We start from the raw sequence: 25,247 nt of genomic DNA on the forward strand, positions 1-25,247 counted from the left end.
AGAGCTGAAATTTTTGGGCTGGTGTTTTTCAAATTACTTTTAGATTTGGGTTCTAATTTTTATTAGGCCTTCCAAACTTGGAATGTATTTTTAATCTTCTTAAAAATGAAAGTTCTCTTTTTAAAGGAATTCCATTTGTGCTAATGTAGGATTTGACAGCTTCTACCATGCGTTCTGCAGATTTGCCATCGTTATATGGATGAAACTGTTTAACAATTATATCTCTAGATTTAGCAAAAGGGTCTTTAGTTAAATTCGTGTCTACTAATTCTATTAATTGATTATAATTATTAGAGTCTTCCCATTTGATATTTTCAGAAATACTATTAAATGTAATCACGGGTTTGTCTAATAAAATGAATTCATAAATTACTGATGACGTATCACTAATTAATATATCTGATATTAATAAAAACTTAATAATATTTTTTTCGTTTTGAAAAATGATATTTGGAACTTCATTGGCTAATTCTTTATAACGATTAATCCATTCTTGATCCATTAAAGGATGAAATTTTAATAGAATGATATAATCTAAATTTTTAGCAAGACTTTTAATTTGATTAATTAAAAATGGAGCAGAAGTTAGTTTTGGTGAAAACGTAGGTGCATAAAGAATAACTTTTTTAGCTTTATACTTGTCAAGTAATTCAGTTTTGTATGAATTGTACAAACTTTTATCTTGACCATAGATATCAAGCTTTGGCCAACCAGTTTCAATAACCTCAAAGTTTTTATGAATACTTTTTAAATCATTAAATCTATTTGTAAAATAAGGACCTTGTGTAAGATACAAATCGAAATAGTGGCGTATTCTAAAATGACCTTTTTTTTCGCCAGCTAGCCCATGAAAAACTTGAGTTTTTAACCCTCTTAAAAAATAAGGAACTTCATTGCCGGGAACAAAAATAGCATCACTATTATAATTTTCTAAATCTGATATTTTAGTGGTGTAATTATCTTTCTTGTAAGGGAAATCGTTTAAAATCTTTTCTTTAATAAACCAGATGTAATTATCGTTTTTACCTTCTAAAACTTTTTTTATAGGTTCTAGAATTGCAAAAGCATAATTATTCTGGCAGAAAAGAATTGCTTTCATTATAACAAGTTATTTGCATTTTCAAGATCTTCAATAAAGTCTATTTCCATACAATTGTATTTAGAAATATCTACTGCTTTTATTTTTAGGTTATCTTTTTCAATAGCCAATTCTAACCCTCTTTCAAAATAGTCATTAGCGTCACATTCTTCTAATCTTTCAATGAAATTTTGAATATCATTAGATGAAATAAAGTTAATTCCAACAGCTTCTCCTAGTCCGTTTTCTACTGTTTTTGATAATTCATCTATAAAACCTTCTTTTAAAGTATATTTTACTTCTTCATCTGCAACCTTACTGGTATTTACTGCCACAAATGATTGATTGTTTTTTATAAAAGGATTTAATATATCTAATATTTTTTCGTCAAAAACAACGTCGCCATTAAACCAAAGTACAGATTTATCTCTATTTTTTTTTAATACTTGTAATAGACTTTTAGACGTATTAGTTCTATCAAAAAAAGGATTGTAAACATAAGAAAGCTCAGGAAAGCGTTCCATAATTAAGTCTTTTTTAAATCCAACCACTACACTAATGTCGTCAATATTATATCTTGAAGCTATATTATCGGTTTGCATTTTCATTATGCTTTTTCCGTTTTTTAAAGGTGTTAAAGGTTTAGGGAAAGGATTACCTAGCCTAGAACCCATACCCGCAGCAAGAATGACAATTTTCATATTCTAAATGTATTACTTTATTTATAAAAAAAATAAAAAGAGAATTACTAGTTTCATTTACCATTGACTTGAAATAATGAAACTAGTAATAGTTATAAAGCTATTTAAAAAAAAAATTAAACAGCTACATCGTTTTCACGAAGCGCATCGTTAAGCGATGTTTTTTTATTGGTACTTTCTTTACGTTTGCCAATAATTAAAGCACAAGGCACTTGAAACTCTCCAGCAGCAAACTTTTTAGTATAACTTCCAGGAATAACTACAGAACGTGCAGGAACGCGACCTTTCATTTCTATAGGTTCGTCTCCAGTTACATCAATTATTTTGGTGCTCATTGTTAAAACAACGTTAGCACCTAAAACAGCTTCAGTTTCTACATGTACACCTTCTACAACGATACAACGAGAGCCAACAAAAACATTGTCTTCAATAATTACAGGAGCAGCTTGTAATGGCTCTAAAACACCACCAATACCAACACCACCAGATAAGTGTACATTTTTACCAATTTGAGCACAACTACCAACAGTAGCCCAAGTATCAACCATAGTACCTTCATCTACATAAGCGCCAATATTTACATAACTTGGCATTAATATTGTTCCTGGAGAAATATAAGCACCATGTCTTGCTACTGCATGTGGTACTACTCTAATACCTTTTTCTTTATAACCTGTTTTTAATGGAATTTTATCGTGGAATTCAAAAGGGCCAACCTCTATGGTTTCCATAGTTTGAATTGGGAAATATAACACAACACCTTTTTTTACCCATTCATTTACTTGCCAACCATCACTAGTTGGTTCAGCAACTCTTAGTTCACCTTTATCTAGTAAATCAACCACTTTACGTATGGCAGTAGTAGTTTTTTCTTCTTTTAAAAGTTCTCGGTTTTCCCAAGCTTTTTCTATAATATCTCTTAATTCAGTCATTTGTAATTTAATTTTTGACAAATATAATAGGTATCATTTAAAAACAGGAATGAAATAGGCATAATAATATGATAGTTTATCTGCAGAACATGATTAATTATTTCTTGTTTTTTATAGTGTTAAAGAAGCTCTTTATCTTTTTATCTACTGAGGTTAAGGATGAAATGTAAATAAATCTGTCTTTTATCGAATAAATAAGCGTTTAAACTGTTTGTCGGTAAAAATTAGTAACTCCACTACTAAACGAAAATTAAAAGTGTTACAACTAATTTTTTGTGTGTAACCCTTAGTCTGGATATATATTTGGACTATCAAACAATGATAAACAGAATGAAAACAAATTTATACATATTATTAATTTTATTACTTTCTTTTTCTTTTGGAAATGCACAAAGCACTTCTGAAGTTGTAAAAGTTGAGACTAATGATACTGTATCTGTTTCTAATAATGATAACAAAGTTATTGTAACTGTTGAAGAATCAACTGATGTAGTAAATGAAAAAGAAGTATTATTAATTGATGCTTCTGAGTTAAAAAAATCTGTAGCACGTAGTAGTAGTGATATTAGAATTTACTTAAACAGAGAAAGAAAAGTTGATAACTTAAAATTAGTATTCCCTAAAATTAATAAAGCTATTAAGGCTTAATTAAAAAAAAATCATATTCAAATATTAATATCCAAGGTTAAACTATTGAAGAAAGGCTGTCTTAAAAGACGGTCTTTTTTATTTTAATACATTATTTTTGCATAAATTTTATATATGGCTCGCATTTTAGCAATAGATTACGGTTTAAAAAGAACAGGAATAGCTGTAACAGATGAGCTACAAATTATAGCTTCTGGCCTTACAACTGTAAATACTAAAGAATTATTAGTTTTTTTAAAAGACTATACTAGTAAAGAACAGGTAGAATTGTTTTTGGTAGGAGAGCCTAAACAAATGGATAATACAGCATCAGAGAGTGAGTCATTAATTTTGCCTTTTCTGGTTAAGTTAGAAAAGCAATTTCCTAATATACCTATGCAAAGAGTAGATGAGCGTTTTACTTCTAAAATGGCTTTTCAAACGATGATTGATAGTGGTTTGAAAAAAAATCAGCGTAAAAACAAAGCGCTTGTAGATGAGATTAGTGCAACGCTTATTCTTCAAAGTTATTTATATTCAAAATAGCTAAAAACTTAAAAAGTATATTTTAGTCATAAATACAGTTTCTAAATATTGTATTTTTGCAATTGATAACACATACCCTAATAATGATTTTACCAATAATAGCATACGGAGACCCCGTTTTAAAAAAGAAAGCAGAAGATATTACTAAAGATTATCCTAAACTCGATGAACTTTTAACTAATATGTTCGAAACCATGTACAATGCTTTTGGTGTTGGTTTGGCAGCACCTCAAATAGGCTTGCCAATACGTTTGTTTTTAGTAGATACAAATCCTTTTTCTGAAGATGAAGATTTATCTGAAGAAGAGCAAAATAACTTAAAAGATTTTAAACGTGTTTTTATAAATGCAAAAATAACCAAAGAAGAAGGTGATGAATGGGCTTTTAATGAAGGTTGCTTAAGTATTCCTGATGTTAGAGAAGATGTATTTAGACAACCAAAAATAACCATTGAATATCTTGATGAAAATTTTAAGCAACATACTGAAACTTTTGATGGTTTAAGAGCAAGAGTTATTCAACATGAGTACGATCATATTGAAGGTGTTTTATTTACAGATAAACTTTCCACTTTAAAAAAGCGTTTAATAAAAGGTAGGTTGAGTAATATTTCAAAAGGGAAAATAAATGTAGATTATAGAATGCGTTTCCCTGCTCAAAAAAAGAGAAGATAATATTTGCAAGACATCAATAAACAGATGATATTTGCGCCTTTCAATAAAAAATAATTTATGAGTTTAGATAAGATATTAGCAATAGGAGGAAAACCTGGATTATACAAATTAGTAACTCAAACCCGAGGTGGTTTTGTAGCAGAATCATTAATAGATAAAAAACGTATATCTATAAGCGTAAGACAAAATGTTAGTGTTTTAAGCGAAATTGCTATTTATACCTTAACAGAAGAAGTGCCATTAAAACAAGTTCTTGAAACTATTAAAGAAAAGGAAAACGGACAACCAACATCTGTTAAACCTAAAGATGGTAAAGACAAATTAGAAGAGTATTTCTTTGGTATTTTACCAGAATATGATGAAGATAGAGTATATGCAAGTGATATTAAAAAGGTTATACAATGGTATAATTTACTGCAACAACATAATTTGTTAGACGGTATTCAAGAGGAGCAAGAAGTTGTTTCTGATGAAGAAGAATAAAATAGAATGATTTTATATTAAAGAGCCTCCTAAATAAGGAGGCTTTTTTTATGCTTTTTTGTAAGCTTTAGGTACTCTTTCCGACTTTTAAAAAGCTAATTAAACAATAGTTTAACAATATGAAATCAATTTGGTTTTTTGATGATGTAAATCTTTTTAGAAAACTATGCCCGCATAAATTTAAGGCTTATAAAACAGATCATAGTTTTGATGCCTATAAAAAGAAAGACTACATATATTTTGAAGAAGATAGTTCTAATAAGGTCTATTTAATAGAACGAGGTAAGGTAAAGATTGGTTATTATAGTGAAGATGGGGAAGAAGTTGTTAAAGCAATTTTAACCCGTGGAGAACTCTTTGGAGAAACGGCTATTCTTGGTGAAACAAAACGTGAAGAATTTGCACAATCTATTGATAATTGTACAAATATATGTCCTATAAGTATTGATACTATGCATGGTTTGATGAGAGATAATCAAGCATTTAGTTTTAAAATATATAAAATAATTGGGTTTAAATTAAAAAAATTAGAGAGACGTTTGCAGTTGTTATTGTTTAAGGATACAAAAGCACGTCTTCTTGATTTTTTAGAAGACTTATGTGAAGATTATGGTTATGACTGTAAAAAAAACAGGAGACAAAGTAATCCCACACCCTTATACTCAGAAAGACATTGCATGTTTAATAGGAACTTCAAGGCCTACATTAAACATTCTATTAAATGAACTAAAAGAGGAAAAAGTGATTGAGTTTTCTAGAAAAGAAATAAGAATTTATAAAAATATTGCTTAGTGTTAGATAGCTAACATTTTATATAAGTATCTAACTATACTTTTGAAGTATAAATAACTTTAAAAATAATAGTGATGATAAAAAAAATGTTTTTTGCAATTTTAGCAACAGGAATTTTAGTAACATCTTGCGACAAGAATAATGAAGGTATGGCAAGTACCTCTGAATTGACCTTGAATTTATCAGGTTTAGAAGCATTAGGAGATGATTATGTTTATGAAGGGTGGATTATTGTAAATGGAGCACCAGTTTCTACAGGCACTTTTTCTTCAGTAACATTTCCGCAATCTTTTACAGTTGATGCTGATGAATTAGCAAATGCTACAAAATTTGTACTTTCTATTGAACCTGCTGTGGATTCAGATCCAGATCCAGCAGCTACTAAGATTTTAGCTGGCGATTTTTCAGGAGACCAAGCAAGTGTTAGTTCTAACGGAATTGTAGCAGACTTTGATGCTAGTTCTGGTAAGTATATTTTAGCAACTCCTACTAATGGTTCAAATAATGATGAGCGAAGTGGTGTATGGTTTTTAGACCTTTCAAGTGGATCGCCAGCAGTTGGTTTAGATTTACCCGTTTTACCTAACGGATGGAAATATGAAGGTTGGTCTGTAATTAACGGTATACCTTTAAGTTCTGGTACATTTACAAATGTTGATGATTTTGATGACAACGCAGCAACAACATTATTTAAAGGTGATTTAGGAGATGGTCCTGCATTTCCAGGAGAAGATTATCTTCAAAATGCACCATCAGGATTAACTTTTCCAACAGATTTAAGAGGAGCAACCATTGTTGTTTCGGTAGAGCCATATCCAGATAATAGTTCAGCACCATTTACATTAAAACCTTTAGCTCATGTTGTACCATCAGATGCAGTAGATCATGTTACTTTAACAATGGGTACAGGGCCCGTTGTAAGTTTGTCAGGAAATGTTATGAGATAAAATAATCAGATAATTTGTTTTGTTAGATAAAAAGCATAGTTTCGATATAGATATTATGCTTTTTTTATTTAAAATTAAAAATGAACTAATGAAAATTACAAAACAAAAAAGAAACAATATTATATTTTTAATAGTTATAGCCTTGTTCATTTTTCCGCAATCACGCCAGCCTATTCAAGTGTTTTTGCAAAAAGGGTTAGCTTTAATCAAATCTGTAACTGTTAACAACGAAAAATTAACTAAGATTGATAGTTATAATTGGAATTTAATAGATGAAAATAATAACATTTATAATTTTGAAGAAGCAAAAGGAAAAGTGGTTTTTATAAATTTTTGGGCAACTTGGTGTCCCCCATGTATTGCTGAAATGCCAAGTATTCAGAAATTATATGAAGATTATAATACCAAAGTAGAATTTATTTTTATAACTAACGATTATTATAGCGAAATTAATCCGTTTTTAAAGAAAAATAATTACACTTTTAAAGTGTTTAGGCCACATGAGGCATATCCAGAATTTTTTAATATTTCTTCTATTCCTAGAACATTTTTAATAGATAAAGAAGGTAATGTGGTTATAGATAAAAACGGAGCTGCAAATTGGAATAGTGAAAAAGTAAGAAAGACTATTGATAGTTTGTTGAATTAGTCAATAACTGTAATTAGTTTTGTCTTAAATAGTAAAAAAAGAATAGGTATGAAAATAGTAGTTTTAGATGGTTATACTTTAAACCCAGGAGATCTTAGCTGGGACACTTTAAAACAGCAAGGTGATTTGTTAGTTTATGACAGAACGCCATTTGATTTAGAAGAGATTATAAAAAGAATTGGTGATGCCGATATTGTTTATACCAACAAAACGCTTCTTCCAAAAGAAGTGATAACTAGGGTTTCAAATTTAAAATATATTGGTGTTTTAGCTACAGGCTATAATGTTGTAGATGTTCTAGCTGCAAAAGAAAAAGGAATTATAGTTACTAATGTTCCTGCATATAGTACTATTTCTGTTGCTCAGTTTACAATGGCTTTATTGTTAGAAATGTGTCATCATGTAGGAGATCATAATAATGCCGTGAAAAGCGGTAAATGGACAAAATCTTTAGATTTTTCTTTTTGGGATTCCCCTTTGGTTGAACTTCAAGGAAAAACAATGGGTATTATTGGCTTTGGTAGTATTGGGCAAGCTACTGCTAAAGTGGCACAAGCATTTGGTTTAAATATTTTATTTAATAATAGAAGTAAGAAACCAGAATTAGAATCTGATACCTGTAAACAGGTTGAGTTGGATACATTGTTTTCTAAATCAGATATTATAAGTTTACACTGCCCACTTTTTAAGAGTACTGAAGGTATCATTAATTCTAATAATATTATGAAAATGAAAGATGGTGTAATGATTATTAATACAGCGAGAGGTGGTTTAGTGGTTGAGCAAGATTTAGCAGATGCTTTAAATTCAGGAAAAGTTTCTGCAGCGGCTGTTGATGTGGTTTCAGAAGAACCTATTAAAGCTGAGAATCCATTATTAAACGCCAAAAACTGTATTATAACACCGCATATAGCATGGGCGCCTAAAGAAGCACGAACAAGATTAATGAATATTACAGTTAAAAATTTGGAGGCTTATTTAAACGGAAGTCCTATAAATGTTGTAAATGCTTAAGATTTCGTTTTTGAATTCTGTATTAAATTAATAATAAATAGATTTAGAAGAATAAGTGTAAACGCATAAACGGTATCTTCAATTGGAATGGTAAATAATCTGATGTTTAAATTTTCAGAATTGTTATACCAAACAACTTCATTTTCTATAAAGCTTCCTGTTAGTATACCGTTAACTATAAAAAAAGGAATCAGCATTATTAAAAAGGTGAGAAAAAAAGATCTTAAAAGTTCTGGGTTTTTAGTAATAACTATAGCTGTTAATAGGGCTGCTAAAATAAAATTCACAAAAGTGTACCATTTATCATAATGGGATATTGAAATTATTAAAAATGCCAGAAGCAATAAATAAGAAATTGTTTTAGAAGTAGCTCTAGGTAATTTTAAATTAGGAAAATAATGAAGTATTGAATAATGTGTAAATACGCATGCATACGGAATGCAAATAAAAAATAACCATTCTTCTAGAGGTAAGTTTAAAATTTTTATATCTAAAAAGTAGGTTGAATTAAAGCCCCAAATGCCTTTAATTGTAAAAATAACATCCCATGGAATAAAAATAAGCATGCTTATGACAATGCTTAAAAATAATGGTTTCCAATAATTGTAGAATTTTAATTTAGGGTGAAAACTAAAAAGAAACGGGATAGATAATGAACCTAAATTTAATAGAAGGTATAAATAATCCATCTACTATTTTTTTAAATATTTAAAAGGAACAAATAGCATCCCAAAACATTCTCCGTCTTTCTTTCCTATATGTTTATGGTGCATTTTATGAGCGCGTCTTACACCTTTTGCATACCAATTATTAGCGTTTCTAAATAATTTGAAACGTTGGTGTATAAATATATCATGAACTAGAAAATATGATAAACCATAGGCGAAAATTCCTAAGCCTATAGGTAAACCTTGCCAAAAACTAGTGTGTTTCCAAAGTAAGAAGAAACCAATGCTAACTACAGCATAAAAAATAAAGAAGGTATCGTTACGTTCAAACCAACTATCGTGGTCCTTTTTATGATGGTCTTTGTGTAAACTCCATAAAAAACCATGCATAACATATTTATGTGTAAACCACGCCATAAATTCCATAAAGCAATAGGTAGCCAAAAAAACAAATATCCAAAGTAAAGTTTCCATGATTTAAATTTACATTAAATTTAATTGGTATTTTACATAACTACGCATTAAGAGTTCTATTTTTTTAGGATTAGAAACTCGTATTCTTGTATTTTTAATTTTCAACGCAGGCGTTTTTTTTAGTTTCTTTAAAAGTTGCCTATAATAACGATATGCCATAAATACGCCAAATTTAGCTTCAATAGGTAGCTTTTTTATACCGCTTAACCCTTTTTTAAAATCCTGTTCAATATCATCAATAATTTGCTGTTTTGATGTTTCGTCTAAGTTTTTTAAATCTGTATTAGGGAAATAGGTTCTATTTAAACCTTCAAAATCTGCTTTTAAGTCTCTTAAAAAGTTGACTTTTTGAAATGCAGATCCTAAAGCCATAGCTGTATCCTTTAAAATTTCATACCTTTCATCATCTCCTTTAACAAATACTTTTAAGCACATCAATCCAACTACATCTGCAGAACCATATATGTAGTCTTTGTACTCTTCATCAGTTAAATAATCTGTTTTATGTAAATCTAACCGCATACTTTTCATAAATGCATCAACCAAATTTTTATCAATATTATTTTTATGAAACGTGTATTGAAACGAGTTTAAAATAGGGTTTAAACTTATCTTATCTTTTAAAGCGCTTTCTAAATCATCAGTAAATTTATTGAATAGCATTTCTTTATCATAATCATGAAAAGAATCTACAATCTCATCAGCAAAACGTACAAAACCGTAAATATTATAAATATCTTCTCTAATAGTTTTATATAACATTTTAGTAGCAAGTGAAAAAGACGTGCTATATGTTTTAGTAACAAGCTTACTACAATTATAAGAAACCGTATCAAATATTGCTTTCATGCTATTTATGGTATTTAGTTATTAAATCGGCTGCAAGTTTACCAGAAATTAAAGATGGTGGTACACCTGGTCCTGGAACTGTTAATTGACCAGTAAAAAATAGGTTTTTTACTTTTTTACTTTTCAATTTAGGTCTTAAAAAAGCTGTTTGTGTTAAGGTATTTGCCATTCCATAAGCATTTCCTTTGTAGGAGTTGTAATCTTTTATAAAATCGTTTATACAAAAGCTTTCTTTAAATATAATACTTTCTTTTACTCTTTGAGATGTTAAGTTTTCAAAACGATGTATAATTTTATTAAAATATGTTTCTCTTAATTCTAGAGTGTCTTTTAAACCTGGAGCTAGTGGAATTAAGAAAATGCCAGCTTCTTTTCCCTCTGGAGCTACGCTATTATCTGTTTTACTAGGGAAACTTGCATAAAATAATGGGTTTTCTGGCCATTTCGGATTATCATAAATTTCTTCTGCATGTACATCAAAATCTACATCAAAGAATAAGGTGTGATGATTTACATTTTTTAGCTTTTTATCAAACCCAACATAGAATAGTAAAGATGATGGGGCGAATGTTTTTTTATTCCAATAGCTTTCAGAATATTGTCTGAATGGCTTTTCTATAAGCGTTTCTGTATGATGATAATCGGCACCACTAAGTACCACATCAGATTTATATTCTTTTCCGTTAGCTATAATTCCTTTTGAAACACCATTCTCAACAATTATTTTTTCTATAGTTTCTTCTGTTCTTATTTTTACACCTAATTCTTTTGCTAACTGTTCTATAGCTAGAATAACTTGATACATCCCTTTTTTAGGGTGAAATGTGCCAAGACCAAAATCGGCATAATTCATAAAACTATAAAAAGAAGGTGTATCGCTTGGTTTAGCACCTAAAAACAATACAGGGAACTCTAAAATTTTAGAGAGCCTTTTGTTTTTAAATTCCTTATTGACATCTTTTTTAATGTTGCCAAAGAACTGATTTAACTTTTTTAAAGTTGTGAGAGTCACTAGTTCTAATGGAGATACACCGGGGTTATATACTAAATCTTTAATTGCAATGTTATAATTACTTTTAGCTTGAGCTATAAATTGAATTAATTTTTTAGAACTACCTGGTTCTTCTTTTTCAAAAGCAATTTTTATTTTATCTAAGGTATCTTCTATGGTTATAGAGTCTTCTTTTCCAAAATAAACGCTGTAAGCAGGGTTTAACTTTTCTAATTGATAATAGTCTGATGGTTTTTTATTGAAGTCATTAAAAAAACGTTCAAAAACGTCAGGCATCCAATACCATGTTGGTCCAATATCAAAAGTGAATCCTTCTTTTATTAGTTGTCTAGCACGACCGCCAATAGTTTTGTTTTTTTCAAAAACAGTAACGTCGTATCCGGCTTTAGCTAAGTAGCAAGAAGCAGCTAATGAAGAGAAACCAGATCCAATTATATGTATAGTTTTTTCCATATTGTTTAACAAATATAATTAAAAGTTAAACAATAAAAAATATATTTATAACTCTTTTACTAAATTTTCTATTGAAGTGAACGTTTTAACCTTTTTTGGTAAATTAGATATTTCTACATCAATTAGTTTAGGTCCTAAAAGAATTAAGTTGCTGTTTTCTTTTTTAAGTAATAAATCGTTGAATTTATTTATATAATCGGGAATGCTACTTACTTCTGGGTATACTGTAAAATATGAGATAAATGTAATTTCATTGAAAAAATCGAGCAAATCTGTTAAGCTTTCCATAGGTACACTTTCTCCAAGAAAAATAGTATGGTAGCCTTTACTTCTTAGTTGGTAGTTTACAAACAACAGACCAATATCATGAATTTCGCTATCTGGTAAGAAAAGTACATAGGATTTAGAAACGGGTTTTGGTTCTAAACTCTGAAGTTTTTCAATATTTAAAAGAATTTTTTGTTTAATGTGAACAGATAAAAAGTGTTCGTGTGCAGGTGTTATGGTGTTTGTTTGCCATAAAAGGCCTATTTCGTTTAAAAGCGGTAAGAAAACAGAATAAAATATTTCGCTAAATGTTTTGTTTTCAATTAAGTTGTTATATGTGTTGTAAAATAAAACTTGATCAAAATTAATCATAGCCATTTTTAAAGCATTAATGGCATGGTCTTCTATTTTAGCTCTTGAAGCTATTTCTCTAACCTTAGCAGGAATTTCATCTTCATTAAGACTTGCTATTTTAGATATTTTAAGTCCGTTATTGTTTAAATAGGAAATATTTAAAAGTTTCTGAAAACTTGTAATGCTATAGTTTCGTATGTTAGTTTCAGATCTATTAGGGCTAAGTAAATTATAGCGTTTCTCCCAAATTCTTATAGTATGAGCTTTAATACCAGTAAGGTTTTCTAAATCTTTAATACTAAAATTAGTTTGAATACTGTTCATTTTTTATGTATTTTCTTTAAACAAAAATAAAGTAATTAATTTAATATACTAGAAAAAGCTTTTTATTATTTTTTGTTTTTTGTGAATTATTGTAGGGAAAATACGTGAATTAGAAGGTTTTAAAGTGCGCACGAGAAGATTCGAACTTCCACATCCTAAACGGATACTGGCCCCTCAAGCCAGCGCGTCTACCAATTCCGCCACGTGCGCATTAAATGAAGGCTGCAAAAATAGGGAAAGTTATGCAGATATACTTAACTTTTTTTAGCTATCCGATTAAAGGGCGGATATTCGTAATAGTATAGATTTTATAAAACTTTAGTGTTTTCTGTTAGGGGTAAACAGTACTTATTAACTCTGAGTTAATATAGAGTGTAACCTTGAATTAAAAATTAAAATTGTTTTTTTATGAAAGCGTCAAATGATCCTTTAGAAAAAGGTAAAATAATTACAGATATTTTAAAGCTTTCTAATAGTGATATTCAAAAATTAGTTAGTAATTTAGAGGAGTGTCGAGTAGAATTAACACTTCAAAACAAAATGCTTAAAGAGAGTGAAGAAATATATAGATGGTTATATGAATCTAACCCAATGCCAATGGTTATTTATGATACAGATACATTAGAATTTATATCAGTAAATAATGCTGTTGTTGAAAAGTATGGTTATACAGAAGAGGAGTTTTATAATATGACTATTTTAGATATTAGGCCTGATTCTGAAAAAGAGAAGACTATACAGTCTGTAAAAGCAATTGATAATGGTTTAACAAACGCAGGTGTATTTATTCATCAAAAGAAAAATGGAGAACTTATAGAGGTTGAAATTATTAGGCAAAGATTTCTTTTAGAGGAAAAAAATGCAACTTTAGTTTTAGTTAATGATGTTACAGTGCAAAAACAAATAGAGAGAGAGAAGAATGAATTACAAGAGCAGTTTATTTCGACCATAGATGGTGCCTCTGAAGGTTTTGTGTCTTTTGATGTTAATTGGGTTTATAATTATGTAAATCATATTGCAGCAGATATGATTGGTAGGAAAGTAGAAGATTTATTAGGTAAGCATATTTGGACAGAATTTCCAGAAACTATAGATAAACCCTTATACGATAATTTTATTAAAGCTATGGAAACACAAGAAAAAATTGTGTATAACGATTATTTTGCTCCTTGGGATAAATGGATTGAGAATAGATTAGTTCCTTCTAAAAAAGGACTTTTTGTGTTTTTTAAAGATATTACAGAAAAAAGGGAATTAGATTTGAAATTGAAAAATTATAATGATAATTTAGAGGAACTTGTAAAAGAACGAACCAAAGAAATTCAAGAAAAAAATGAGATGCTTGAAAAAATGAATAAATTGTTTGTAGGCAGAGAGTTGCGTATGAAAGAACTTAAAGAAGAACTAAAAAAACTAAAAGAAAAGTATAAAGATTAGGGAGTATAACTCTTAAATTCTAATTAAAATAATAAAGTAACTATGAAAAATATAGTGCCATCCTTACTTAGGTTTTTTAAAATTAAAAAATTAAGTATTTTTCAATTTACTTTAATTGTTATAATAGGATCCTCTGTTTTATCAATAATAATAATTTCTCTTGAATGGGGGATTTCTGAAAAAATTCATAATAAAGAAGAAATTAAACGAATTAAGGAAGAAGCTATATTGTATCAAGAAGAGAAGCTTAAACAAGAAGTTTTTAGTCTTATTTCGTATTTACAATTCATTCAAAAAGATTCTATTCAATATTCTCAATTAGAAATTAAAGATAAGGCATTGCGTTATTTTGAAAGTATTCGTTTTGGTAATGATGGTTATGTTTTTGTAAATACTTATACGGGTGATGCATTGCTTTTTAATGGAAAAAAACTCGAGAATCCAAAAAAAATGCTAGACCTAAAATATCCTACTAGTATTAATTTTTATGAAACTCAAATGAGTTTGGCAAAAAAAGTAGAAGGAGGTGCTTTTCAATATAATTTTAAAAAATTAACAGGAGGTGATAAGTTGTTTCCTAAGATGTCTTATGTTATAGGGTATGATAAGTGGGGCTGGATTATTGGGGCTGGAGATTATTTAGATAATCTTGATAGTAAAATTGCAATAAAAGAAAAGGAATTAAAGAGCAAATTACGACAAGATATGTTTATGGTTGTTAATTCTTTTGTTATTATTTTTCTGTTGTTTATACTATCGTCAACACTTGCTGCCAAATTTATTCAAAAACAGTTCAATAAATTTGTTAATGTTATTAAAAAACAGTCATTTAATGAAAAAAGGAAAGTTTCTTTAGATCAAATTTATATTAAAGATTTAGAGGTTATTGGTAAAGAAATTTTAGAATCGAATGAACTTGTTAAACAATTTGGAGACATCATTGACGAATCTAATAACGAGGTTTATATTTTCCTAAAAGATGACTTACAATTTATTTATGTAAATAAGGGGGTGGAACAGAATAGTGGTTATTCTTTTGAAGAATTGGTAAATATGAATTTTCAAGATATTATACTTGATTTTAATAATAAACAATTTTCGGCATCTCTTGAAAACCTAAGTAAAACCGAAAGCATTCAATTTGAAGCTGTTCATAAACGAAAAAATAATAGTATGTATCCTGTTAAGGTTCAGCTTACAAAATCGTTTTTAAATAATAAGGAAGTGTTTATAGCTTTTGTTTACGATATAACTGAGCAGAAAAAAATAGAACAAGAGCTTCTAAATAGTAAAAACTATGTGCAAACCATATTCGATTCTTCTGCAGAGGCAATTTTTATTCATGATGCCGTAACGGGGGAAATTTTAGATGCTAATAAACAAATGTGCATTATGTATGGTTATGATAAAAGTGAGGTTATTGGACAAACTGTAGGTGTCTTTAGTTCAAATAAAGATCCTTACACATCAAAAAAAGCTATGGAGTGGATAATGAAGGCAAAAGCTGAAGGTAAGCAAACTTTTGAGTGGGTAAATAAACACAAAAAAGGGCATTTGTTTTGGTGTGAAGTGAGTATAGTATATGTGAAAATAGGAAAAGCTTATTGTTCTTTAGCAACCGTTAGAAATATAAATGAGCGTAAAGCAATAGAGCAAGAACTAGAGAAATATCGTTTTCAGTTAGAAGACATTGTAAAAGAGAGAACACAGCAACTAGAAGATAAAAATAAGTCTTTAGAGCAAGTAAATAGCATATTTGTAGGTAGAGAATTAAAAATGGTTGAATTAAAAGAGGAAATAAAACAATTAAAAAAACAATTAAAGTAAAAGTAAATCAAATAAAAATATTAAATTTAAATAAGTAATTCTCAATTGCTTTATGATAGACCTTGATTACGATCAAATTTTAATTCTTTTGTTTCAATGTTTAATTGTAGCAACGTTACTTTTAGGCTTGTTTAAATTGCGCTCAATATTTGGTTTAGGTGTATTGTTTACGGCTTTAGGTGTCTTTCAATATATGCAAGTATTCCTAACAAGTTCCATATATTTTCAAGTAGCGCCAGATATTTTTGTTTCACCAGGAAATATCTTGTTTGCAGGTAGTTTGTTTGCCATATTGCTTATTTATATTCGCGAAGATGCTTTAGAAGCTCGTAAGGTAATTTATGCTATTGTTGCTGCAAATTTTGTGTTATCATTAATGCAATACGTTATAAGTTTTGGTATAGAGAAAGAAGGTGTTTTAAATATTTATAATTTACCTCGAAAATTCTTTGCACAACAAACACGTGTTTTAGTCGTAGGAAACATATTGTTGTTTTTTGATGCTTTTATTGTAATATTCATTTTTGAAAAAGTGTCTAAATATATTTCTAATCTCTTTTTTCAAATCTTTTTTTCAATTGTAATTGTCTTAAGTTTTGATTCGTTGTTTTTTTCTATAGGCGTTTTTTGGGAATCAGATCAATTTTTAATACCAGGCGTGATTTCTAAAATTTCTGCAGCTTTAGTTTATGCCGTTTTATTTACATTATATCTAATTTATATAGATAAAGTACCAGTGGAAGGTGATTCGGATTCTTTTAAAGATATCTTTTATAAGCTTACCTATAGGCAAAAATTTGAAAAAGTATCAAAAGAAAGGGATATTCAAGAAATAAAATTGCAAAGTACTGAAGACCGAATGAAAACTTATTTTGATGAAGCTCCATTGGGTGTTAGTATAGTAAATTCTTTAACAGGTGATGTTTATGAGATTAATCAGAAATTTTTAGAAATTATAGGTAGGAGTAAAGATGAAATTTCTGCAATAAATTGGAAACATATTACACATCCTGATGATATGCAGGAGAATTTAGATCATATGGTTAAAATTCAGAAAGGAGAAAGTACTGGGTTTTCTATGGATAAGAGATATGTTAAGCCAGATCAGACCAATGTTTGGGTAAGTTTAACTGTAGCGGCATTAAAGGTTAAAGATAAGGCGAAACCAATGCATTTAAGCATGGTTCAAGATATTACAAAACAAAAAAGAACTCAAGAAAAAATTATTGAAGAAAAAAATAAGACAAAAAAATACCTTGATGTAGCAGGAGTTATACTATTAAGTTTAGACGCTTCTGGTAAAGTGCGGCTTATAAATCCAAAAGGATGCAAGGTTTTAGGGTATGAAGAAAAGGAAATAATTGGAAAAAATTGGTTTGATAATTATCTTCCAGAAGACCAAAGAAGTGAAGTTAAAAGTGTATTTGAAAAAAATTTTAATAAAGAAAGAGTATCTGCTAAACAATACGAAAATAAGATTTTAACCAAATCAGGAGAAGAGAAGGTAATAGCATGGAAAAACGAAATGATTACAGATACTGAAGGAACTATAGTGGCAATATTAAGTTCTGGTGAAGATGTTACTGAAAAGAAAAAAGCAGAAGAAGAACTAAAAAAACACCAAGAACATTTAGAAGAACTTGTTAAAGAACGTACGCATGCATTATCTAATAGTCAGCAAGCTTTATTAAATTTAGTAGACGATTTAAATGAACAGTCCTTGAAAATTGAAGGTGTAAATAAGCAATTAGCTATTAAAAATGACGAGTTAGAATCGTTTTCGTATTCGGTTTCTCATGATCTTCGCGCACCACTTCGACATATAGATGGTTTTTCTAATCTTTTGCATAAAAGTTTAAAAGGTAAGCTTAATGAAAAGGAAGAGAATTATTTTAAAAACATTGTTGGTTCTTCTTCAAAAATGAATGAATTAATTGATGGGTTGCTAATTTATTCTAGAATGGGAAGGTCAGAATTAAAGAAAACAACTATTAATATGAAGACGTTAGTTGATGATGTTATACAGACCTTTGTTTTCGATATAAAAAAAAATGAGATTACAATTATTGTTGATGATATGCCTAATGCTTCAGTTGATGTGTTTCTTATGAAACAAGTATGGGAAAATCTAATATCTAATGCTGTTAAATTTAGTAGTAAAACAAAAACTCCTAAAATTCATATTGGATATAATAAGGATGTAGATGGAGCTGATATATACTATGTAAAAGATAATGGAGTAGGTTTTGATCAAAAATATGTAGGAAAGGTTTTTGGTGTTTTTCAACGTTTGCATAGTGTTAACGAATTTTCAGGTACAGGAATAGGTTTGGCAACAGCAAAGCGTATTATTTTGAAACATCAAGGTGAAATTTGGGCAGAAGGAACCGATAAAGGGGCTTCATTCTTTTTTAAATTGCCTATATAGGTCAAAAAGGGTATATTAGTAGAAGGTAATTAATTGTATTAAAAATATGACAGCTTTAAAAAGAATACTTTTAGCGGAAGACGATCAAAAAGATATAGAATTAACGTTAGCGGCTCTTGAAGAAATTAATATAGCTAATAAGGTTGATGTAGTAAATAATGGTGAAGAAGCTCTAGATTATCTTTTTAAGAGAGGTAAATTTATAGATAGAACAACTTGTACACCTGCGGTTGTATTGTTAGACTTAAAAATGCCAAAAGTTGATGGGTTGGAAGTACTTAAACAAATAAGGGAGAGTGAAGATTTTAAAAATATTCCAGTGGTTATTTTAACATCGTCTAAAATGGAAAGCGATCTTATAGAGAGTTATAGGCTTGGAACTAATGCGTTTGTAATTAAACCTGTAGAATTTGAAGAGTTTATAAAAGCTATTAAGCGCGTAGGAGCATTTTGGGGGATTCTTAATGTTGTACCTTAAAAAAAAGAAATGAGTCAATTAAAAATACTAATACTAGAAGATAATAGTTTAGATGCGGAACTTATAAAAGAAGAATTAAAAGCGCATCAATTTAATTTTATTTCGAAACTTGTAGAAACAAAAAAAGGTTTTTTAAGTGCTTTAGAAGACTTTTGTCCAGATATTATTCTTTCAGATTATAATTTGCCGCAATTTACTGGGCTTGATGCTTTAGATATTGCAATTAATCAAGTGTCTAATACTCCTTTTATTCTTGTTACTGGTCATCTTTCCGAAGAAATAGCGGCAGATGCCATTAAAAGTGGAGCGTGGGATTATGTTTTAAAAACAAACTTGTTAAGATTAAAGTCAGCCATAGAAAATGCTATTAAGTTACAAAAGGAACGAGAGAATATTATTCGTATAAAAAAAGACCTTGTAAAGTTAATGACAGCTGTAGAGCAAAGTGCAAACAGTATTGTTATTACAGATGTAGATGGTAAGATAGAATATACAAACGTTAAATTCACTACAATATCAGGGTATTCAGCCGAAGAAGTATTGGGGCAAAGCCCAAGAATTTTAAAATCAGGAACTCAATCTCAAGAGTTTTACACTGAAATGTGGAGAACTATTTCGTCCGGAGGGATTTGGAGTAGTGAATTTAGAAATAAATCTAAAAATGGAGATTTATATTGGGAACACGTAACTATCACACCAATTAAAGATAAAGACGGAACTATAGTAAATTATTTGGCAGTGAAAGAAGATGTTACAAGTCTTAAAAACAGTCAATTAGCTTTAAAAGAGAGTGAACGTAGTTTATTAGAAGCTCAAAGAATAGCTAAAGTTGGAAGCTTTAATTTAAATTTAAGAGCTCGTACTATTAATACCTCTATAACTTTTAAAGCTATAGTTGGAATAGAAGGAGATACTGAATTAACTTTTGATATGTGGAGGGATATTATTCATCCAGATGATAGATTAAGGGCTAGAAAAATATTAAATAGATGTATTAGAAGAAAGGAGCTTTTTGATGCAACATATAGGATTGTAATCAAAAAGACTCAAGAAATACTATGGATTTATTCATTGGGTGAGGTAATTTATAAAAATGATAGGCCTGTAAGTTTTGTAGGAACCATACAGGATATTACATCTCAAAAAAATGCAGAGCTTGAGTTACAGCGTTCTTATGATGAAGTAGAACAGTTGAAAAGGAAATTGGAAGAAGAGAATGTTTCTTTAAAAGAAGAAATAGCACTTTCTTTTAATTATGAAAATATGGTGTACGCTAGTAATGAGATTAGTGATGTTTTAACTCAAGTAGAACAAGTATCAAATACCGATGCGACCGTGTTATTATTGGGGGAAACAGGAACGGGAAAGGAGTTGATTGCAAAAGCAATACATAATACGAGTGAACGTAAAAATGGGTCCTTAATTAGAGTTAATTGTGCTGCAATACCTGCTGAACTTTTGGAGAGTGAATTATTTGGTCATAAAAAAGGATCCTTTACAGGTGCTAGTAAAGATAGAATTGGTAAGTTTCAGTTAGCAAATGGGGGTACATTGTTTTTAGATGAAATAGGGGAAATGCCCTTAGAGTTACAACCAAAATTATTAAGGGCTATCCAAGAAGGAGAAATAGAGCCTATAGGTGGCTCGAAAGTTATTAAACTAGATATAAGGATTATAGCTGCTACTAACAGAGATCTTGATGAAGAAGTAAACGAGAACAGGTTTAGGCAAGATTTGTTTTTTAGATTAAATGTTTTTCCAATAACCATTCCTCCACTTCGTGATAGAATTGAGGATATTCCAGTTTTAGTCGATTATTTTTTAGATAAATTTAGTTTAAAATATCAAAAAAAAATAGGTTCAATATCTAAATCAACTTTACAACAAATTAAAATTTATCCTTGGCCTGGAAACGTAAGGGAGCTTGAAAATATTGTTGAAAGAGCTGTTATTACATCTAGTGAAGATAAAATTGTGTTTCCAGATTTTGATATAAAAAATCAATCAAATTCAAATAATAGTACATCTTTAGATGAGATTCAAAGTAATCATATAATTAAAACCTTAAATCAGACTAACTGGAAAATTAGTGGTAAAGATGGTGCAGCTGCACTATTAGATATTAAGGTGAGTACATTACGTGACCGTATGGCAAAATTTGGAATAAAAAAGCCTAAGCCATAATTAACGGTATTCCGTCAATCTGCATAATGTTAACTTAATCTAGCGGTATTCCGTTAGTGTTTTTTTGTTTGATAAACCTTTCGTTGTTTTTAAATCTCTGTAAGTTAGGTTTTTAGGTTTTTGTTTGTTTTTGTTTTGCTATTCGGCACCTCTTTTGCTTTTATTTTTTTAAAATAAAACAGTATGATGCCAGCTTTAATAGACTCTAACTTAACAGAATCTTTTTATATAGATGAACGTGGATTTTTATATTTAAAAATTTCAAATAAAAACACTAATTATTTATTTACTGCAGCAGAATTAGTAGAATACATTGATATTATTACTAAGACATGCGATAAAAAAACAAATACTTTATTAATTGATGTAAGGAACTTTTTGGGAGAAGTTACTTTTCAAAGACCATGTTATCTTTTGTATGCAAAGGATCTTAAGTTAAAATCTGTTTGCAAAAAAGTAGTCTTTATTACAAATACAGCAAAAGTAAATTTAAAGATTGAAAATTATATAAGTAAGTATAAGCCAAAAGTAGATACAAAGGTTTTTAATTGTTTAGAAAAGGCTATTGATTATTGTTTAACTCCTTAAAAAAAATATCATGGAAGTAGTATCAAAAGCTATTTGGAATAATATTCAAGAAGAGCAGCTTATCAAAGCATTGAATAGAACTGTTATTGTATCTATAACAGATCCTAAAGGGCTTATTATACATGCTAATTCCGCTTTTTGTGAAATTTCTGGTTATACAGAACAAGAATTGTTAGGTAAAAATCATAATATCTTAAAATCTGGTAAACAGCCTGACGCTCTGTTTGTTGGTATGTGGGAGTTAATTAAAAAGAATGAAGTTTGGTCTGGAGAAATTTGTAATAAGAAAAAGGATGGTAGTTATTATTGGGTAAAAACAACAATAATACCTTTTCTAGATAAGCAAGGTGAAATTAAAAAATATGTTTCTATTCGTTTTGATATAACTAAGTCTAAAGAACATAAATCTGATTTAAAATTAGTACAGGATAAGTTTAAGTTTCTTTTTGATGCAACGCTTGATGCTTATTTTATAACAGATTTACAAGGTGGAGTTTTAGAATGTAATGCGGCAACAATAGCTCTGTTTGGTTATGATAAAAATGAGATTATTAATAAAAAAATAAGTGAGATAGGGGTGTTAAGTGAAGCTGATAGAGTTTTGATTAATAGAATGATGAAAATTCCATCAGCTAAACCTATTAGAAACGAATTTCAAATTACATCAAAAAGTGGCGATAAAAAAGATATCGAAGTGGTTGCACATCAAATGCATATAGAAGGAGAGCAGTTTGTTTTGTATATAGCACATGATATTTCTATCCGTAAATCTATTTATAAAAAATTAGAAGATAAAACTAATGATCTTGAGTTGTTGTTGTATCGTTCTGGTCACGATTTAAGAGCTCCTTTTACATCTTTAGAAGGCTTACTTAATTTGATGAGGCAAGAATCTTTAAGCGAAAGCACAGTAGAGATTTTAAATATGTTTGAAAATGTTTTACAAGATGGAAAAAGGTTAGTTGATAATCTTTCTACGGCTTCGTTAATGCTAAATAAATCAGTAGTAAATGAGGTAATTGATTTTAATAAACTAGTATACCAAACAATTAATAATCTTTCTCAAATTGAAGGTTTTAATGATATTAGTTTTAACATTAATATAGCAAAGGGATTTAAGATAAATTCAAATTTACAGTTAGTAAGTTCGTTGCTTCAAAATATTATTCAAAATGCTATTAAGTACCGAAGACCAATTGGTGCTTCTCACACTCCATTTATAATAATAAGTGCTTTCAATATAGCTAAAGGAGTTAAAATTTCTATTAAAGATAATGGTATAGGTATTAATAAAAACGAGTTAGATAAAGTGTTTAATCTGTATTATAGGAGTAATAATCTTATTGAAGGTACAGGATTGGGCTTATATATTTCTAAAAATATTGTAGACCAACTTAAAGGGACTATGAGTGTACAAAGTGTTGTAAATAAAATGTCGCAATTTGATATTAGTTTACCAAATTCTATATAAAATATGAGAGAGATAAATCAAATAGTAATTGTAGATGATAATAAAATTGATTGTTTTATAAATCAAAAAGTTTGTTCAAATACTTATAATAATGCATGTGTAAAGACATTTAATTGTAGTGTTATGGCGCTAGATTATTTTAAAGAAACATCTAAAGTATATAAAATTTCCCCTATGAATAAAAGTAGTGTCGTTCTTATATTATTAGATATAAATATGCCTAGTATTAATGGTTTTGAGTTGCTTAATGAACTCGAAAAAATGAACTATTTTTCAAATAAGGAGGTGGAAGTATATTTTCTTTCTTCTTCTAATAATGAAAGCGATATTTCTAAAGCTTTAAAGGCTGAGTTTTGTTCTGGTTATATTATAAAGCCTTTAACAAAAGAGAAATTAATGAGTGTTATGGCTACAGAAAATGAAGAAGAGTATATGCAAAATAATTTTATATCTATAAAAAGAGATTTTTAAGGTGCTTGTCAAATCAACATTAATGATATGATATAAAACACAAAAAACCTCTTTTTAAGAGGTTTTTTAATAGTGACCGGGCTGGGGCTCGAACCCAGGACCCTCTCCTTAAAAGGGAGATGCTCTACCAACTGAGCTACCAGGTCATTAAGTTGCTAAAAGATATTGCTTTTAGCGGATGTAATTACAAACTCTTTTTTTTCTAACAATAAAAATTTTGTAAAAAATATTTTCTATTGTATAAAAAAATGAAACCTCTTTTTTAAAAAGAGGCTTCATAATAGTGACCGGGCTGGGGCTCGAACCCAGGACCCTCTCCTTAAAAGGGAGATGCTCTACCAACTGAGCTACCAGGTCATTAAGTTGCTAAAACATATATTGCCGTTAGCGGGTGCAAATATAGAACCTATTTTCAATTAAACAATGCTTTTTTAATTTTTTTTTTGTTTTTTTGTGCGACTAAAACGTATGTTTTTAATAATCAATTTATAACATAAAAATGACCGTAGTTTTAATTGGATATATGGCTTCTGGAAAGTCAACTTTAGGAAAAATATTAGCAGAAAAGCTAAATTATGAATTTGTTGATTTAGACGATTATATCGAAGAAATTGAAAAAATGACTGTTTCCGAAATTTTTAAAGCTAAAGGTGAAATATATTTTAGAAAACAAGAAGCATTTTATTTAAACGAAATGTTAGATGCTAAAAATAATATAATATTATCTGTAGGTGGTGGTACACCTTGCTTTGGAGTTAATATGGAAATGATATTAAACTCTAAAAATGTAAAGAGTATTTATTTAAAAGCTTCCCTACCTAAATTGGTAAAAAAGCTTATGAAAAAGAAAGCTAAGCGTCCTTTAATTGCTCATATAGAATCAGAAGAAGCTTTAACCGAATTTATTGGTAAGCATTTGTTTGAACGTTCTCAATATTATAGTCAAGCAGAATTTACCATAACCACAGATGGTAAAACTAAAAAAGATATAGTTGAAGAATTAATTCTTAAATTATTCTAAATTCACTTCAAAAGTGTCGCCTTCAAGTATTACTTCTACATGTTCGTGTAACGAAGTAGATAATGATATACCTTTAAAATCTGCTTTAACAGGGTATTTTTTGTGATTTCTATTTACTAAAACAGCCGTTTTAAATTGTTTTAATGGCACTTCTAAAAAATGTTTAACACCATATATTAAAGTGGTTCCAGAATTTAGAACATCATCTACTAAAACTAAAGATTTGTTTTTGTAATCTTCAGGCTTTATAGATGTTTTAATAGGTTCTGAAGGATTTTTTTTATCAATACTAACTTTACAAAGTATCGGATTGATTTCTGATATTTTTTGTAATGCGGATTTTATTTTTTTTGCAAGAATATAACCATTACTATCAATACCTGCTATAATAATTTCTTTTTCATATACGTTACTTTCATATATTTGGAAAGCAATACGTCTTATTTTATGGTTAATTTCACTGTGGTTTAATATCACATTATTCATAACATATAATAG

The 25,247-nt window shown here is 29.0% G+C and carries 27 protein-coding genes and 3 tRNA genes; 18 read left to right on the forward strand and 12 right to left on the reverse strand.

Annotated features, from left to right (window positions below; translation table 11 throughout):
• Positions 1–52 precede the first annotated feature (52 nt).
• From ACH5TX_RS03745 to ACH5TX_RS03755, 3 genes are all read right to left on the reverse strand, one after another.
• Entirely contained in the window at positions 53–1,099 is a 1,047-nt protein-coding gene (locus ACH5TX_RS03745) for a CDP-glycerol glycerophosphotransferase family protein (protein ID WP_439338204.1), read from the reverse strand.
• The gene (locus ACH5TX_RS03750) at positions 1,099–1,779 is read right to left on the reverse strand and encodes a phosphocholine cytidylyltransferase family protein (protein ID WP_439338205.1); all 681 of its coding nucleotides are present in this window, start codon (positions 1,777–1,779) and stop codon (positions 1,099–1,101) included. Before ACH5TX_RS03750 ends, ACH5TX_RS03745 begins: the two co-directional genes overlap by 1 nt.
• A 116-nt stretch (positions 1,780–1,895) precedes the next feature.
• On the reverse strand, positions 1,896–2,711 hold the full coding sequence (locus tag ACH5TX_RS03755) for a 2,3,4,5-tetrahydropyridine-2,6-dicarboxylate N-succinyltransferase (RefSeq protein WP_439338206.1): 816 nt from the start codon (positions 2,709–2,711) through the stop codon (positions 1,896–1,898).
• Between the two features lie 330 nt (positions 2,712–3,041).
• Here ACH5TX_RS03755 and ACH5TX_RS03760 point away from each other — a divergent pair, with 330 nt between their 5' ends.
• The 9 genes from ACH5TX_RS03760 to ACH5TX_RS03800 all read left to right on the forward strand — a co-directional run bounded on the left by ACH5TX_RS03760 (position 3,042) and on the right by ACH5TX_RS03800 (position 8,443).
• Complete coding sequence (locus ACH5TX_RS03760) at positions 3,042–3,359, forward strand: hypothetical protein (protein WP_439338207.1); 318 nt, start codon at positions 3,042–3,044, stop codon at positions 3,357–3,359.
• 114 nt (positions 3,360–3,473) lie between these two features.
• The gene (gene ruvX / locus ACH5TX_RS03765) at positions 3,474–3,884 is read left to right on the forward strand and encodes a Holliday junction resolvase RuvX (protein WP_439338208.1); all 411 of its coding nucleotides are present in this window, start codon (positions 3,474–3,476) and stop codon (positions 3,882–3,884) included.
• 83 nt (positions 3,885–3,967) lie between these two features.
• Complete coding sequence (gene def, locus ACH5TX_RS03770; protein ID WP_439338209.1) at positions 3,968–4,558, forward strand: peptide deformylase; 591 nt, start codon at positions 3,968–3,970, stop codon at positions 4,556–4,558.
• Positions 4,559–4,615: 57 nt separating this feature from the next.
• Positions 4,616–5,041, forward strand: coding sequence for a DUF5606 family protein (locus tag ACH5TX_RS03775; protein WP_439338210.1), 426 nt, complete (start codon positions 4,616–4,618; stop codon positions 5,039–5,041).
• A 119-nt stretch (positions 5,042–5,160) separates the two neighbouring features.
• Positions 5,161–5,766 (forward strand): Crp/Fnr family transcriptional regulator, encoded by a 606-nt coding sequence (locus tag ACH5TX_RS03780; RefSeq protein ID WP_439338211.1) that lies wholly within the window; start codon positions 5,161–5,163, stop codon positions 5,764–5,766.
• On the forward strand, positions 5,726–5,833 hold the full coding sequence (locus tag ACH5TX_RS03785) for a hypothetical protein (RefSeq protein ID WP_439338238.1): 108 nt from the start codon (positions 5,726–5,728) through the stop codon (positions 5,831–5,833). The genes ACH5TX_RS03780 and ACH5TX_RS03785 overlap by 41 nt, the downstream gene beginning before the upstream one ends.
• A gap of 86 nt (positions 5,834–5,919) precedes the next feature.
• The gene (locus ACH5TX_RS03790; RefSeq protein WP_439338212.1) at positions 5,920–6,780 is read left to right on the forward strand and encodes an anti-sigma factor; all 861 of its coding nucleotides are present in this window, start codon (positions 5,920–5,922) and stop codon (positions 6,778–6,780) included.
• 88 nt (positions 6,781–6,868) lie between these two features.
• On the forward strand, positions 6,869–7,429 hold the full coding sequence (locus tag ACH5TX_RS03795) for a TlpA family protein disulfide reductase (RefSeq protein WP_439338213.1): 561 nt from the start codon (positions 6,869–6,871) through the stop codon (positions 7,427–7,429).
• A 48-nt stretch (positions 7,430–7,477) separates the two neighbouring features.
• A complete protein-coding gene (locus tag ACH5TX_RS03800) occupies positions 7,478–8,443 on the forward strand; it encodes a D-2-hydroxyacid dehydrogenase (RefSeq protein WP_439338214.1) in 966 nt (321 codons plus the stop codon).
• On the opposite strand, the gene ACH5TX_RS03805 is transcribed toward ACH5TX_RS03800, so the two are convergent.
• The 6 genes from ACH5TX_RS03805 to ACH5TX_RS03830 form a co-directional block, all read right to left on the reverse strand.
• Complete coding sequence (locus tag ACH5TX_RS03805) at positions 8,440–9,132, reverse strand: lycopene cyclase domain-containing protein (RefSeq protein WP_439338215.1); 693 nt, start codon at positions 9,130–9,132, stop codon at positions 8,440–8,442. The genes ACH5TX_RS03800 and ACH5TX_RS03805 overlap by 4 nt on opposite strands.
• Positions 9,133–9,135: 3 nt before the next feature.
• A complete protein-coding gene (locus tag ACH5TX_RS03810; RefSeq protein ID WP_439338216.1) occupies positions 9,136–9,585 on the reverse strand; it encodes a sterol desaturase family protein in 450 nt (149 codons plus the stop codon).
• Between the two features lie 9 nt (positions 9,586–9,594).
• A complete protein-coding gene (locus ACH5TX_RS03815; RefSeq protein WP_439338217.1) occupies positions 9,595–10,434 on the reverse strand; it encodes a phytoene/squalene synthase family protein in 840 nt (279 codons plus the stop codon).
• Between the two features lies 1 nt (position 10,435).
• Complete coding sequence (gene crtID / locus ACH5TX_RS03820) at positions 10,436–11,899, reverse strand: bifunctional phytoene desaturase/3,4-desaturase (RefSeq protein ID WP_439338218.1); 1,464 nt, start codon at positions 11,897–11,899, stop codon at positions 10,436–10,438.
• A 45-nt stretch (positions 11,900–11,944) separates the two neighbouring features.
• On the reverse strand, positions 11,945–12,844 hold the full coding sequence (locus tag ACH5TX_RS03825; RefSeq protein WP_439338219.1) for a MerR family transcriptional regulator: 900 nt from the start codon (positions 12,842–12,844) through the stop codon (positions 11,945–11,947).
• Between the two features lie 125 nt (positions 12,845–12,969).
• Positions 12,970–13,054, reverse strand: a tRNA-Leu gene (locus ACH5TX_RS03830).
• Between the two features lie 198 nt (positions 13,055–13,252).
• Here ACH5TX_RS03830 and ACH5TX_RS03835 point away from each other — a divergent pair.
• The 8 genes from ACH5TX_RS03835 (at position 13,253) to ACH5TX_RS03870 (ending at position 23,728) form a co-directional block, all read left to right on the forward strand.
• A complete protein-coding gene (locus tag ACH5TX_RS03835; protein WP_439338220.1) occupies positions 13,253–14,281 on the forward strand; it encodes a PAS domain-containing protein in 1,029 nt (342 codons plus the stop codon).
• Between the two features lie 42 nt (positions 14,282–14,323).
• A complete protein-coding gene (locus ACH5TX_RS03840) occupies positions 14,324–16,108 on the forward strand; it encodes a PAS domain S-box protein (RefSeq protein ID WP_439338221.1) in 1,785 nt (594 codons plus the stop codon).
• Between the two features lie 52 nt (positions 16,109–16,160).
• Complete coding sequence (locus tag ACH5TX_RS03845) at positions 16,161–18,536, forward strand: PAS domain S-box protein (protein ID WP_439338222.1); 2,376 nt, start codon at positions 16,161–16,163, stop codon at positions 18,534–18,536.
• A 46-nt stretch (positions 18,537–18,582) separates the two neighbouring features.
• Positions 18,583–19,014: a response regulator gene (locus ACH5TX_RS03850; protein WP_439338223.1), complete on the forward strand. Its 432-nt coding sequence runs from the start codon at positions 18,583–18,585 to the stop codon at positions 19,012–19,014.
• 9 nt (positions 19,015–19,023) lie between these two features.
• A complete protein-coding gene (locus ACH5TX_RS03855) occupies positions 19,024–21,198 on the forward strand; it encodes a sigma 54-interacting transcriptional regulator (protein ID WP_439338224.1) in 2,175 nt (724 codons plus the stop codon).
• 183 nt (positions 21,199–21,381) lie between these two features.
• Positions 21,382–21,786, forward strand: coding sequence for a hypothetical protein (locus tag ACH5TX_RS03860; protein WP_439338225.1), 405 nt, complete (start codon positions 21,382–21,384; stop codon positions 21,784–21,786).
• Between the two features lie 10 nt (positions 21,787–21,796).
• The gene (locus tag ACH5TX_RS03865; protein ID WP_439338226.1) at positions 21,797–23,257 is read left to right on the forward strand and encodes a PAS domain-containing sensor histidine kinase; all 1,461 of its coding nucleotides are present in this window, start codon (positions 21,797–21,799) and stop codon (positions 23,255–23,257) included.
• 3 nt (positions 23,258–23,260) lie between these two features.
• Positions 23,261–23,728, forward strand: coding sequence for a response regulator (locus ACH5TX_RS03870; protein WP_439338227.1), 468 nt, complete (start codon positions 23,261–23,263; stop codon positions 23,726–23,728).
• A gap of 73 nt (positions 23,729–23,801) precedes the next feature.
• On the opposite strand, the gene ACH5TX_RS03875 is transcribed toward ACH5TX_RS03870, so the two are convergent.
• Positions 23,802–23,874, reverse strand: a tRNA-Lys gene (locus ACH5TX_RS03875).
• A gap of 138 nt (positions 23,875–24,012) precedes the next feature.
• A tRNA-Lys gene (locus ACH5TX_RS03880) sits at positions 24,013–24,085 on the reverse strand.
• A 142-nt stretch (positions 24,086–24,227) separates the two neighbouring features.
• Between ACH5TX_RS03880 and ACH5TX_RS03885 the strand changes: the two genes are divergently transcribed.
• Positions 24,228–24,749, forward strand: a complete 522-nt coding sequence (locus ACH5TX_RS03885) for a shikimate kinase (protein WP_439338228.1) — start codon at positions 24,228–24,230, stop codon at positions 24,747–24,749.
• On the opposite strand, the gene ACH5TX_RS03890 is transcribed toward ACH5TX_RS03885, so the two are convergent.
• A complete protein-coding gene (locus ACH5TX_RS03890) occupies positions 24,741–25,235 on the reverse strand; it encodes a phosphoribosyltransferase family protein (RefSeq protein ID WP_439338229.1) in 495 nt (164 codons plus the stop codon). The genes ACH5TX_RS03885 and ACH5TX_RS03890 overlap by 9 nt on opposite strands.
• Positions 25,236–25,247 lie beyond the last annotated feature (12 nt).

It is taken from the genome of Thalassobellus citreus (assembly GCF_044385915.1).
GTDB lineage: Bacteria > Bacteroidota > Bacteroidia > Flavobacteriales > Flavobacteriaceae > Thalassobellus > Thalassobellus citreus.